The organism is Achromobacter sp. RT286_PF (genome assembly GCF_059760425.1).
The window spans coordinates 327,767-340,985 of sequence record NZ_JCBAMR010000002.1 but is presented as its reverse complement, the minus strand read 5'-3'; the positions used below and the strand labels follow the sequence as shown (position 1 = coordinate 340,985).

Below are 13,219 nucleotides of genomic sequence, written 5' to 3'. Positions count from 1 at the left end.
ATGTTCGATGTGGATTCAGCGTCCATCAACCGGCTGAGCGCCGTCCATTGCGGCTGTCATCATCCCGCGGCTGCTCGGATCAATGCCTTGTACGCCGTCCACGAAGCCGTGTCGGGGGCGACCACAACCGCAACCGCCGGTGTGGCCTCGCATGCCGCAAGCCCCGGCGTCGCTGGTGGTATCGCGTCGCACGCCGCCGCAGCGCCGGCTGATGCAGCAAGCGCGCCATCTGCCTTCGTCAATGTACGCATCTTCGATGGCGTGTCGGATCAATTGCTGACCGGCATGCGCGTGGTGGTGCAAGGGTCGCGGATCACGGCCGTGGAACCACAGTCACTGCCGTTGCCGGAAGGTTGCCGCTTGATTGACGGCAAGGGCGCCGTGCTGATGCCCGGCCTGATCGATGCCCATTGGCATTCGATCCTGGCGCGGCCCAGCATACTCATGGCCATGACGTCGGACTTCAACTACGTACACACCTTGGCCGTGGTCGAGGCGGGGGCCACGCTGATGCGCGGCTTCACCACGGTGCGGGACATGGGCGGTCCCGCCTTCGGCCTGAAGCGGGCTATCGACGAGGCGCTGATTCCGGGGCCGCGCATCTATCCGTCGGGCGCCTTCCTGAGCCAGACGTCGGGCCACGGCGACTTTCGCCTGCTGTCCGATCTGCCCCGGTCGCCGGAGGCGGGCCTGACCTACGCCGAGAATGTGGGCGTCACCGCCATCTGCGACGGCTCGGACCAGGTTCTGCTGCGTGCCCGCGAGCAGCTAATGCGGGGCGCGTCCCAATTGAAGTACATGGCGGGCGGCGGCGTGATGTCGTCCTATGACGCGCTGGATGTCACCGAGGGGTCGCTGCAAGAGCTGAAGGCGGCCGTCACCGCGGCCGAGAATTGGGGCACATACGTGACCGTGCATGCGTACACATCGCGCGCGGTCGGCATGGCGCTGGACGCGGGGGTTCGCTGCATCGAACACGGCCATCTGATTGACGAAGAAACCGCGCGGCGGATGGCGGACCTGGGTGTGTGGTGGTGCTTGCAGCCATTTCTGGACGACGAGGACGCGGTGCCAACGCAATCGCCGGCGTCGCGGCAAAAGCAATTGACGATGGTGCGCGGCACCGATCGGGCATTTGAGCTGGCGCAGCGGCTGGGCATCAAAACGGCGTGGGGCACGGACACGCTGTTCGATGCCCGGCTGGCGACGCGCCAAGGGGCGCAGTTGGCCAAGATGAGCCGGTGGTACGGCGCGGCCGATGTCTTGCGGATGGCCACCAGCGTCAACGGCGCGCTGTGCGCGTTGTCCGGGCCACGTAACCCTTACCCGGGCAAGCTGGGCGTGGTGCAGGCGGGCGCCATGGCGGATCTGTTGCTGGTGGATGGCAATCCGCTGGAAGACCTTCAATTGCTGGCGCGTCCAGACCAGAGCCTGGTACTGATCATGAAGGACGGCCGAATCTGTAAACAAGCCCAGGGGTGACGCGCGCCCTGTTTGCGGATTTCGTACTGGTCTGTATCGTCCCTGCGCATTGACGGACAAGTACGAAGGAAACCGGGCAAGACGAATACTACATTGGCTGCATTTGGGCCTCTCCATCCCGAGAGCGCAGATGCACCATGAAAATATCCCTCATCATCGCCGATGATCATCCCGCCTTGATCACCGGCGTCAAGCATGAACTGGCGGAGTTCCACACCATCGCTATTGCGGGAACCGCCAGCAATTCCACGGAGATATTCGAGCTGCTGGCGAAGTCGCCCTGTGATGTGCTGGTGACCGATTACGTCATGCCCGGTGGAGAGTTCGGTGACGGGATGACCATGCTGTCGTTCCTGCGCCGCCGCTATCCCGACTTGAAGATCATTGTGTTCACGACGATCGACAACCGGGCGATGGTGGCCGAGATGGTCAAGATCGGCGCTCACGCGGTACTGAGCAAAGTCGACGTGATCGGGCACCTGATTTCCGCGATCCACGCGGTGTATGCCGGAGCAACCTATTTTTCTCCCAAGTTCCGGTCGTCGTCGGCATCGGTGGGCCAGGCAGCGCAGACGGCTTCTGCGCAAAGGTTGACCCGGCGCGAGACGGAGGTGGTGCGCCTGTATGTATCGGGTGTGTCGATCAACCAGATTGCAAGCCAGTTCAACCGCAGCAAGCAGACGATCAGTTCGCAGAAAACCAGCGCAATGCGCAAGCTGGGTATTGAACGCGACGTGGAGCTTTTTCGCTTCGCGTACGAAATCGGGTTGCTGACCGAGGGGGGCACGCAGAACGAAGACCATACCGAGGCCAATGTGCGAATTCAACCGCAATAGCGTGCAAGCGGTTTTGGTACTGGTCCGATTGTTCGGCCATGGGCGTCGGATCATACTGGGTTCACTATGCGAGACTTCAATACGATTCTTCCGCTACCCGCTTCTTCGTGGGGGCATGCGCCGGGGCTGGCGCTGATTACGCTCGGTCCGGCGCCCTTGTCTTCCGACGCGTTGGACGCGCTGCTGGGCAGCGGCGTGCTGCGCGAAGCGCGATCCGCCAACGGGCTTGAAACGCTGATGGAAGCGCTGGGCCAACAGGATGCCGATGTGGTTCTGTGCGAGGTGCGTGGCGTTCCCTGCGAGGGCTTGCAATTGCCTGCCCGTCTTCAACGTGAATTCGAAGCGGGCACGCTGCCACGCCTGCCCGCGGTGTTGTGGATCAGCGATCTGCCGTTGAGCATTCTGGATGCGTGCGCTGATTCCTTTCGCACCGCGGGCGGGGCGCTGGACATTGCGACCCCCGCAACCACCGCCACCGGCGTCGCTGCCTCGCTTTGCCGTCTGGCAGGCGGGGATGACGGGGAAGACGCGGTGGCGCCCCGATTCGACGATGCAGACCTGATATTGGCCCTGAACGCCGAAGACGGGGTTCGCGTGGTGTTCCAGCCGCAGGTGGACTTGAACACGGGAAAGATCCTGGGCGCCGAAGCGTTGACGCGATGGCGCCATCCTCGGGCGGGAGAAATCCCGGCGTCAGAGGTCGTGCAAGCCATCAGCCGCCTTTCCCTGGACTCGATACTCTTTCACGTCATCACGGAGCGTGTGCTGGACGTGCAGATGCGGTTGGCCGAGCGCGGTGTGTCCGTGCGAATCTCGGTCAATGCGGCCGTGTCCACGTTATCTCTGCCCGGCGTGGCGCTCAGTCTGGAACAACGCACGCTACGGCGGGGAATTGCCCCGGATCAGATCACTATTGAGATCACCGAGACAGAAACCGTCCAGGACAAGACGGCGCTGGAGGCCGGGCTGCAACGGCTGCGCGCTTGCGGGTTTGGCGTCAGCATGGACGACTTCGGAACGGGCGCGTCCAACCTCGATCGCTTAAGCCGCCTGCCGTTCAACGAGATCAAGATCGATCAGACCTTCGTGCAGCGGATTCAATCCCAGCCGGCCTCTCATGCCGTCGTATCGGCCGCATTGGGGCTGGGGCGCGCAATGGGCCTGGCGGTGGTTGCCGAGGGCGTTGAAACGCCGGAACAAGCTAGCCTGCTGCGATCGTTGGGCTGCTTGATCGGCCAGGGGTTCGGCTTGGCGCGCCCCATGGAGATGGGCGCGTTCGTGGATGAAATGCTATCGGCATCCTCGGACGCCTCTGCGCGGCGTTAGCCGGGCTCTGTTTGGTTGTCACCGGAATCCGACGTCACGGCAATACCGGTTTCAAAGGCGAAGCGAAACAAATCCGCGTCCCGATCGATGCCAAGTTTGCGCATGGCGCTGCTTTTCTGAGAGCTGATGGTTTGCTTGGACCGACTGAGCTGCGCGGCGATTTCGTTGATGGACATGCCCGACACATAGAGCCGGACAACTTCCAGTTCGCGCTTGGTCAGATCGGGGCCGCTGGGGCCGACGTTGCTTGACAGGGTTGAAGGTCGGCTCGCCGATTCGGAAGGAAAGTACCGGGCGCCGGCGTAGACCGCATGAATGGCAGAAATCAGATGGCTGGTTTCTCGCGCCTTGCCCAACACCGAATGCACGCCCAGCTTGGAGAGCTCCTGCACGATGGCGGTGTTATCCAGCATCGTGAAGACCACGATTTTAAGGTCGGGGAAGTGGCGTCGCAGGTACGACACAAAGGCGATGCCGTCGCCATGGGCGCCGCCGGGCATGGCGTAGTCGGTGACCAGGACATCGCACGGCATGTTGTTCAGCAGCTGGATGAGTTGGCCGGAATCGCGAGCGGTGCCTTGAATGGCAATCGAAGGGATCTGACCCAGTTCATGCTGGATGCCCGATAACAGGGCGGGATGGTCATCGGCGAGCAGGACACGAATCTTCATGGATACGGGCCGGCCCGCATGGGCCGCGAGTCAGAAAAGAAGAAATCGAATATAGCGTAATCCGCTGTTGCCGCGCCGCCGTCTGGCGCGTGGCGCCTGGCGGCATCATTTTTTTGACATGACATGACATGGAAGGGGCGCCTGCAAGGGCTCCCGGGGCAGTGCAATTGGCGTCCGACAGCAATCTTATAACCCTGATGAACCTTCGCCACTACCAGCGGCGCCTGTTGTTTGGCGGCGGCCTGTTAAGCACGCTTATCGCCTTGATGATTCTTGGCGTGGGGGTGCACGTAGGCGTCGACGCCCAGATGGAGGCCCAGCGGCGGGCTTTCGCGCTGGGTCACGCGATGGTGGCGAAGTTTGGAAGCGCGGCGCTTGCCGAACCGGCGCGGTTTACGGGCATGCGGGGCATGGCGATGATCGTCGGCACCGACGGAATAGCGATTGCCGCGGTGGGCGACTGTTGCGCCGACGAACGGGCGCCTTCGACGGATACGCTTCGACGCGTGGCGCGCGAAGGTAACGACGGGCCCAAGGACTGGCATGAGCCGGGGCTGTTCCTGATCTCTCAGCCGCTGAACGATAGTTCGGTGCTGGTGTATGCGTATGCCTTCAGCAGCATTGTGCAGGCCGTCCGCGAGGATGTGGTCGTGGATCTTATGCTGACCTTGCCCACGTTGTTCATGATGTGGTTGCTGCTGATTTCCCTGAAGCTGCGCGTGTTCCGTCCATTGCTGGACTGGTCCCGGCGTGTTTACGAAGGCGAAAAGCTGAACCGGACACTGATAGACACCGCACCGGTCGGACTGGGACTGATATCGCTGGACACCGGCGAAGTGCTGCTGCGCAGCCCCGCGATGGCGGAGATCGCCGCGCGCATCGCGCCCGGCGACCGCACGCTGCCCGAGGCCTGCGTGCAGTTGCACAAGGCACATGTGGCGCGTGGAGATATCAGCTGGCGACACGGCACATTCAACGAGGACCTCCGGTTTGAAACGCGGGACCGGATTGGCGTGGACTTGTCGGTCAGCATGGTGCGGGCGCGCTATCAGGGCAGGAACGTGCTGGTGACCGCGTTTACGGATGTGACGGCGAAAAACAGCCTGGAACAACAGCTGCGCAAGGCACAGCAGGCCGCGGACAAAGCCAATGCCGCGAAGTCCGCATTTCTTGCTGCAATGAGCCATGAGATTCGCACCCCGCTGAACGCCATGCTGGGCAACCTGGAACTGTTGTCGTATTCGACGCTGGATGCGGCGCAGCGCGACCGCTTGCGCACGATCCGAACGTCTTCCGACGGGCTGCTTGCGATTGTCAGCGATGTATTGGATTTCTCGAAAGTCGAGGCGGGAGAGTTGCAGCTTGAGGCCATCGACTTCGACGTACTGGAAGTCGCGTCGCACGCGCTGAGGATGTTTGCGCCGGTGGCGCGCAATAAGGGCTTGACGCTGGTCGGCCAACTGGGCCACGCCGTGACGTTTCCCATGCGCGGTGATCCCACCCGGCTGGCGCAGATCATCAACAATTTGCTGTCCAACGCCGTCAAGTTCACTGAGCGGGGGACGATCACGCTACGCCTGTCCTTCGATGCAGGGCAGGGCGTTTTGATGGTGCAAGTTCAAGACACGGGCATCGGCATGTCGCCGGAACAGATGGCGGATTTGTTCCGTGCGTTCAGCCAGGCCGACCCGACGATCAATCGGCGGTTTGGCGGAACGGGGCTGGGTTTGGCGCTTTGTTCACGCCTGGCCCAGGCGATGGGCGGCGTGCTGTCCGCGCAAAGCGAAGCCGGGCAAGGTAGCTGCTTTACGTTGCGCTTGCCGCTTGGGGAGTGCCGTGAATATCACCAGACGCCGCGTTTCAAGGGGCAGCAGGTGGCGTTGCTTGCCGAGGCACCGTCGGTGCGCAGCGAGCTGGGGCGCATCCTGCGCGCGTGGGGCCTGGACGTCCGTTGCTATGCGCATCCGGGCCTATTGCCGGCGGAATCGCTGGACGACATGGCGGCGGTGGTGTTGTGGGGCGAACGGCATGCCTGGCCTCCCGAGGACGAGAACCGCTTGGTGGAGCAGGCGCGCTGGGTCATTGATTGTGACGCGGACGGACCTGTGGACCCCGTGGCGATGGGCAGGGTGCTGAGTGTCTCTACGTTCGGCCTCAAGGGGTTGGAGAGTGGGTTGAAGCATGCCCTGGAGGCTTGTCCGCTAAGGGCGCCTGACCTGCGCCGCCCGGTGTTGGCCCGCCGCTTGCGCGTGTTGGTGGTGGAAGACGACGCCGTGAACCGCCAGCTGTTCGCCGAACAGATCAGGCTGCTGGATTGCGCCCCAACTTCGGTGGAGGGCGGCGCGCAAGCGGTGCAATGCCTGGAACAGGGGCCCTTCGATGTCCTGCTGACGGACCTTGCCATGCCAGGGATGGACGGCTATGCGCTTGCGCAGCTTGTTCAAGCGCGTTGGCCAGGCATGCCGATCGTGGCGGCCAGCGCCAACATAACGCCCCAAGACCAGCGCCGCTGTCGGCAGGCGGGCATGGCGCTGGCGCTGAGCAAGCCCTTGCCGCTGGACCGGCTTGCGCAGGCGCTGTCGGCAGTCACCGGCGTGCACTGCCGGACGTTGCAGGTGGACGGCGCGAGCGGCTTCCTGGCAGGGCGCCCAATGAGCGAAGAGCTCAAGCGCACGTTCCGCGAAGCCTGCGTAACGTCCTTGGCCGAGATCGGCATGGGCCGGCAAGCGGAGGACACGGCGCAACTGCTGGCGCACCTGCACAAGCTTCGCGGGATGCTGGATGCGTTCGGAGCCCATGGCCTGAGCCGATTTGCCGCGGATGCCGAAGCCTGTCTGAAGGCCGGCGGCGGGCTGGACGCGGCGGGGCAATGGCTGGATGCCTTACAGGAAGGCTTGGCCCGCGCCTCTTCCCCATAAGGCAAGCCTCACGTCATAATCGACCGCGCACAGGCCTGTCCGGAGACATAGGCCGGCGCCGTCCTGGAACAAGCGACATGACCACATCCGAACAAGGCAGTTTACTGGCCCGCCTGCGCCGTTATCAGCAGGTGCTGGTCATGGGGGGCGCCACCGCCATCACCGTGGTGGTATTGGCGGCGGGTGTGATCGATGTCGCGGCGTCCATCAATGCGTATCTTGCACGCATGAAAGAAGAAGTCTCGATCGACGTGCGCGGATCGTTGGACTTGACCACCCGGACGGTGGCAACACTACGCAACAGCGCACAGAACATAGAACTGGCTTGGCAAGATGCGGCCGCGGACGGGCAGGGCGGCGAGCCGTCATTCGGGCAGACAGGGGCGTTGCGGGTGCAGCCCGACCCGGATGGTCCGCCGTTGCTGGTGTTGCGCAACAACGCGCCGGATGGCGCCGACAAGGCATGGGGCTACGTCGGGCTGGCGAAAAAAATGGCCGGGACAACCGCCGTCATCGCCGCGCGCAATGCGGGCGAGCTAGCCGTGTACCTCTATAGTCCGGACCGCCAGACTCTGGTCATGTCGGTGCTGCCCTGGGGCGGCGTTGCGTGGCAGGACAAGGTGACGGCCGACCGGGGCGCCCTGTTCGCGGCGCTGACCTCGTCGGACGGCGCGCCTATTGCAGCGCCCGAAGGCGGCTGGCGAAATGCGGCAAGCCGAGGGCCGCGGCTTCAGTGGTTGCCCCCGTATCAAAGTCCGCTGACCGGCCGCCAAGCCGAGCGCATCGCTACGCAGTTGTGGGCCGCGAACGGCGAACCAATCGGAACCTTGGTGTATGAAATGCCCCTGGGCACGTTGGCGGCGAGCCTTCCAGAAACCAGCTTTGCAGGCACCAGCATGGTGCTTGCGGCTGACGGTTCACTGGTTGTCGCCCGCCCGGGCGCGCCGGCTGCCGAGCTACAGCGGCTTGCCGGCGAGTCGGTGGCCGCCGGCCTGGGCAAGAGCGCGCAGACGGTGTTCAAGAACGGATACGTCCTTTCCGCATGGCCGTTGGCGCCATCGGGGCGCACGCTGGTGCATGCGCAGTCCTGGCGGGAAATAGCGGCGGGGGTGCGCCCGCAGGTGATTCTTGCCGCGCTGACATCAGCCGCCATCATCGCGCTGACCTGGGTATTGCTGTTGCTGGTCAAATGGCGTGTGTTCGTACCGGCGGTGCGTCAGTCGCAACGGGTTTTCGACAGCGAGCAATTGAGTGGGACGCTGGTCGAGACGGCGCCGGTCGGGCTGGGGCTGATCACGGTGCACAGTGGCCAGCCATTGCTGCGCAGCCCTGCCATGATCGAAACGGCCGATCGCGTCGTGGTCGACGGCCCCAGTCTTTCCTATGTGCTGTCCCGGTATTACTTGCAGCACGAGCGTCTTGCCGCAGGCGCCGCGCCGCCCGGATCGCACTCGCCAAGCCAGGGATCGCTCATCAAGGACGACTTGACCTTTCACACGCGCGACGGCCAGCGCCTGGATCTGTCGGTCAGCATGGTGCGCGCCCGGTACCAGGACGAGGAAGTGCTGGTGACCGCGTTCACGGATGTCACTGCCGGCAAGCAGCTGGAACAGGGGCTGCGCGTGGCGCGGCAGGCCGCCGACTCCGCCAATGCGGCGAAGTCGGCGTTTCTGGCGGCCATGAGCCACGAGATACGTACGCCGCTGAATGCGGTGTTGGGAAACCTGGAGCTGTTGGCGTATTCCCCCCTGGACGATTGGCAACGCGACCGTCTGAACATCATTCGCAACGCCTCGGATGGTTTGCTGACTGTGGTGAGCGATGTGCTGGACTTCTCCAAGATCGAAGCGGGTGAGCTTCAGTTGGAAGACCAGGAGTTCGACGCCCTGGCGTTAGCCTCGCACAGCCTGATCGTCTTTGCCCCGGTGGCGGCGGCCAAAGGCCTGGCGCTGGCGGGCGAGCTGGGTGAAGCCGTCTCCGTTCCCCTGCATGGCGACCCCGCGCGGCTGCGACAGGTGATCAACAACCTGTTGTCCAACGCCATCAAATTTACCGACCGAGGCCAAGTCACGTTGCGCCTGTCGCGCGACGACGAGACATCGCGCATGCTGATCGAGGTCGAAGACACAGGGATCGGGATGAACGCCGAGCAGGTGTCGCGCTTGTTCCAGGATTTCAGTCAGGCGGATTCGACGATCAACCGGCGGTTCGGCGGAACCGGTCTGGGGCTGGCGTTGTCGCGTCGTCTGGCGCAGGCGATGGGCGGCCGGTTGGATGTGCATAGCCAATCCGGCGTCGGCAGCCGCTTTACCTTGCGGCTGCCGGTGCGCGCCGATACGCCGGTGGGTGAGACACCGCATTTCGACGGGCAGACCGTGCTGCTGGTGGTGGCGTCGCCGGAATGGCGGTCTCGGTTGAGCCGCGCGCTGATGGCATGGGGACTGCGGGTGCATGGCTATCCGCATCCGGCGCTGATCACTTTGGATGACGCGGGGGATGCCCAGGCGCTGATCTTTTGGGGAGACCGCCAGACCTGGCATGCCGATGACGAAGACAGGCTGGTGCAGGAGGCGTCGTGGGTGGTGGACTGCGCCCAGGATGGGCCGGCTCAGCCCGCGGCGCGCGGACGCATCGTCAATGCGTCCGTCTTCGGGTTGCAGGGACTGGCGAACGGCTTGCGATATGCCCTACAAGGGCGCCCGCTGTCCGAGCTTAGAGCGCAAGGCATGGTGCTGGGCAAGCGCTTGAAAGTGCTGGTGGCGGAAGATAACGCCGTGAACCGCAAATTGTTCGAAGAGCAGCTGGCGCTGCTGGGCTGCGTCCCCACGGCGGTCACGGATGCACAAGAGGCGTTGTCCTGCCTGGAGCGGGACACGTTTGACGTGTTAGTGACGGACCTTTCCATGCCGGGCGAGGACGGCTTCGCGCTGGCGCGGCAAGTGCGGCAGCGATGGCCCGCCATGCCGGTGATGGCCGCGACTGCCAACGTGACGCCGCAACAACGTGAAGAGGGCGAACGCGCGGGCATGGCGCGCGTGCTGGGCAAGCCGTTGTCGCTGGCCGATCTGGCTCAAGCGTTGTCCGAGATCGCGGGGCTGCCCCCTCTGCGGCGCGAGGCGGTCTCTGACGGTAGTTTGCTGGGTGGCCGACCCATGGCCGATGAGACCCGGCAAGCGTTTGTCCAATCCTGTCTGGACGGCGTGCAGACGCTGCACCAAGGTCTGCGCAACGAAGATGTGCCCGGATTGCTGGCGGAACTGCATTCGTTGGGCGGCGCGTGCGCCGTGTTTGGGCTGAGCGACATCGCGCAGCGCTGCACGGCACTGGGTTGGTCGCTATCCGCAAAGGGAGCGCGCGCCTGCGCGGACGATATCCGCGAGTTGGCGGACGCGCTGCTGGGCGTTGCGCGGCAAGCGCCGTCGACGCTGATCGACCTGGCTGATCAAATCATTGCGCTGCTGGACGCCGGCCAGGAAAAAACGGACGCCGCGCGCCTGGCGCGGCTGGCAAGAACGCTGCGGGCGGGTTTGGACGCGCAGCCGCTCGGCAGGCAAGACGCGTCGGGGGCAATGAACATCAAGCGAACCTGAAGCCGTGCACGGCTTCAGCCCCCGCCTTATCCCTTACCCCCTATCCCCCGCCGCCCTCAAGAAATTCGACTCCAGCACGCTCAGCACCCGGTTCAGCGTGTCCACATCCGCCGCTGACAACCCCTTCAACGCCTCTTCGAAAAACGCTGCCCGTTTAGGCAGCGCTTCGTTCACCACCGCCTGCCCTGTGGCGGTCAGCGTGGCATTGGTCAGCCGGTTGTCCTGGGCATCCACGGCGCGCGAAATCCAGCCCAGCTTCTGCATCGCCTGCAATTGCCGGGTCAGTGATGCCGGGTCCAGCCGGCAGCGTTCGGCCAGGTGCTTCTGCGAACACTGTCCGTTCTCATGCAACGCCAGCAGGATGCGCCAGCGGGGCAGGGCGTGGCCGACCTTGCTGCTGAATGCGCTTTGCATGACGCGGTACGTCTGCCCCATGTGCTGGATGACTTGCAGGCCTTGTTGTTGTCTGGGCAAAAGCTATTCTCCGACGCCAGCGGGCTCCGCCTTGGTGGGGCGGGCCAGTTGCACCAGCGGCACGCGTCGCACGCACCAGAGCGCGAAGATGGCGACGGCCAGCGCGATGAGCTGGCCTTCATGGATGGCGCCCACCAGCGCGACTCGCGCGATCTCGATCAGCGACGTGCCGTCCTGGCCTTGATGCGCCAATTGTGCCAGGAACTGTGTCTGGGCTGCGGGGTTCACCAGCATCTGCGGGTCGTTCAATTCAGGCAGCCATTGCGCCGACGCGCCGCGCAGCGTGGACTCGACGCCGCTGAAATAGCTGTGGCTGACCATGGTGCCCACGACCGCCGTGCCCAGCATGCCGCCGATCATGCGCAGCGACTGCAACAGCGCCGTGGCGATGCCCAGGTGCGTGCGGCCCGCCGTCTGCTGCGCGAACACGGTCAGGTTGGGCATGATGAACCCCATGCCCAGGCCGGCCATCAGCATGTACGCGCCAATCAGCACATGCGACGTGTAGTTGTGCGTGGTGACAATGCCCATACAGGACAGCGCCATCAGCAAAAAGCCCGCATACAGCATGCGGTTGGGGTTGCGGATACGCGTGATGATGCGGCCGTTGATGATGCTGCCTACCGTGATGAAAACGACCATCGGCGTAATCAACAGCCCCGCGTCCTGCGGCGACAGGCCAAAGCCGCCTTGCAGCAGCAAGGGCGCGTAGAACAGCAGCGAATACATCGTCACGCCCACCAGCAGCGCCAGCGTGAACAGCGTGGCCAGGCCGCGATTGCGGAACATGTCCAGCGGCAAGAGCGGATGCGGGCAACGCTTTTCCCACCAGATCAGCAGGCCGAACGCGGCAATGCTGCCCGCGCCCAGCAGCACGATGGGCCCGCTGAACCCTTCCTTGGGCAGCAGCTCGACCAGCAGTTGCAGGCTGCCCAGCGCCAGCGCGATCAGCAGCGCGCCTTGCCAGTCCAGCCGCACTTTGCCGGACGTGTGATTGCGCAGGTGCGGCAGGTAGCGCGATACGAACCACAGGCCCAGGATGCCGATAGGCAGGTTCACGTAGAACACCGATCGCCAGCCATAGTGCTCGGTCAGCGCGCCGCCCAGCGTGGGGCCGACCGCGTTGGCGATGCCGAAGGCGGAACTGAGCATGACCTGCCAGCGCAGGCGCACGTGCGGGTCGGGGAACAGGTCGGGGATCGAGGCGAACGCGGTGCCCACCAGCATGCCGCCGCCGATGCCCTGCAAGGCGCGCGCCAGCACCAGCGTCAGCATGCTGTCGGCCGCGCCGCATAGCGCTGATGCCAGCGTGAACAGAATGATGGCCGCCACCACGAACGGCTTGCGGCCGTAATAATCGCCCAGGCGGCCGAAGATCGGCACGGTGATCACCGAGGTCAGCAGGTACGACGTGGCAACCCACGCATACAGTTCAAAGCCCTTGAGCTCGGCCACGATGGTGGGCAGCGCGGTGCCCACCACGGTCTGGTCGATAGCGACCATCATCATGACGAAGCACATGCCCAGCATGGCCAGCAGCGTCTGCCGGAAGGGAAGCACCTGGCCGGGCGAATGCGGGGTGCTGGGAGTGGGGGCGGGCATTGTTGGATGTATCAATGATTGATGGATCAATCATTCTAGTCCTACAATCCGCCGGACAGAAAATTGTCAGCTTCACGGCGGGGCGGACGGGTCTCGTGACCCCACTCCGTTATTAATTCCATCCATGACTTATCGCGTTTTTGGTGTCATGGTCTGACAAGGCCGCTTTAAGGCGGCCCGATTTGTTACGATAGCGAAATCTGCACGTTGGTGATTCCAACGTCTTCAGCACGCCTTCCTTGGTAGATCCTCTTTCCAAACGCCGCGGCCACAAGCTTCCGGCAGGAGCGAGGGCTCGCCCTGAAAGGCAGACAGCTCCA

The 13,219-nt window shown here is 64.0% G+C and carries 8 protein-coding genes; 5 read left to right on the top strand and 3 right to left on the bottom strand.

Features of this window, described 5'->3' with window-relative positions; genetic code table 11:
• From AC6LJY_RS03375 to AC6LJY_RS03365, 3 genes are all read left to right on the top strand, one after another.
• Positions 1 to 1,482 carry a metal-dependent hydrolase family protein gene (locus AC6LJY_RS03375; RefSeq protein ID WP_498135296.1) on the top strand — a complete coding sequence of 494 codons (1,482 nt, stop codon included), beginning with the start codon at positions 1 to 3 and terminating at the stop codon, positions 1,480 to 1,482.
• A 137-nt stretch (positions 1,483 to 1,619) separates the two neighbouring features.
• Complete coding sequence (locus AC6LJY_RS03370) at positions 1,620 to 2,318, top strand: response regulator (protein WP_448706729.1); 699 nt, start codon at positions 1,620 to 1,622, stop codon at positions 2,316 to 2,318.
• A gap of 66 nt (positions 2,319 to 2,384) precedes the next feature.
• A complete protein-coding gene (locus AC6LJY_RS03365) occupies positions 2,385 to 3,644 on the top strand; it encodes an EAL domain-containing protein (RefSeq protein ID WP_498135295.1) in 1,260 nt (419 codons plus the stop codon).
• On the opposite strand, the gene AC6LJY_RS03360 is transcribed toward AC6LJY_RS03365, so the two are convergent.
• Positions 3,641 to 4,315: a response regulator gene (locus tag AC6LJY_RS03360; RefSeq protein ID WP_448706727.1), complete on the bottom strand. Its 675-nt coding sequence runs from the start codon at positions 4,313 to 4,315 to the stop codon at positions 3,641 to 3,643. The genes AC6LJY_RS03365 and AC6LJY_RS03360 overlap by 4 nt on opposite strands.
• 197 nt (positions 4,316 to 4,512) lie before the next feature.
• Between AC6LJY_RS03360 and AC6LJY_RS03355 the strand changes: the two genes are divergently transcribed.
• Both AC6LJY_RS03355 and AC6LJY_RS03350 read left to right on the top strand, forming a co-directional pair.
• Complete coding sequence (locus AC6LJY_RS03355; protein WP_498135294.1) at positions 4,513 to 7,233, top strand: hybrid sensor histidine kinase/response regulator; 2,721 nt, start codon at positions 4,513 to 4,515, stop codon at positions 7,231 to 7,233.
• Positions 7,234 to 7,310: 77 nt separating this feature from the next.
• On the top strand, positions 7,311 to 10,823 hold the full coding sequence (locus tag AC6LJY_RS03350) for a hybrid sensor histidine kinase/response regulator (protein ID WP_498135293.1): 3,513 nt from the start codon (positions 7,311 to 7,313) through the stop codon (positions 10,821 to 10,823).
• A gap of 33 nt (positions 10,824 to 10,856) precedes the next feature.
• On the opposite strand, the gene AC6LJY_RS03345 is transcribed toward AC6LJY_RS03350, so the two are convergent.
• Together AC6LJY_RS03345 and AC6LJY_RS03340 are read right to left on the bottom strand one after the other, a co-directional pair.
• Positions 10,857 to 11,297 carry a MarR family winged helix-turn-helix transcriptional regulator gene (locus tag AC6LJY_RS03345; RefSeq protein ID WP_314355582.1) on the bottom strand — a complete coding sequence of 147 codons (441 nt, stop codon included), beginning with the start codon at positions 11,295 to 11,297 and terminating at the stop codon, positions 10,857 to 10,859.
• Positions 11,298 to 11,300: 3 nt separating this feature from the next.
• Positions 11,301 to 12,899, bottom strand: coding sequence for an MDR family MFS transporter (locus tag AC6LJY_RS03340; RefSeq protein WP_046807924.1), 1,599 nt, complete (start codon positions 12,897 to 12,899; stop codon positions 11,301 to 11,303).
• Between the last annotated feature and the right edge of the window lie 320 nt (positions 12,900 to 13,219).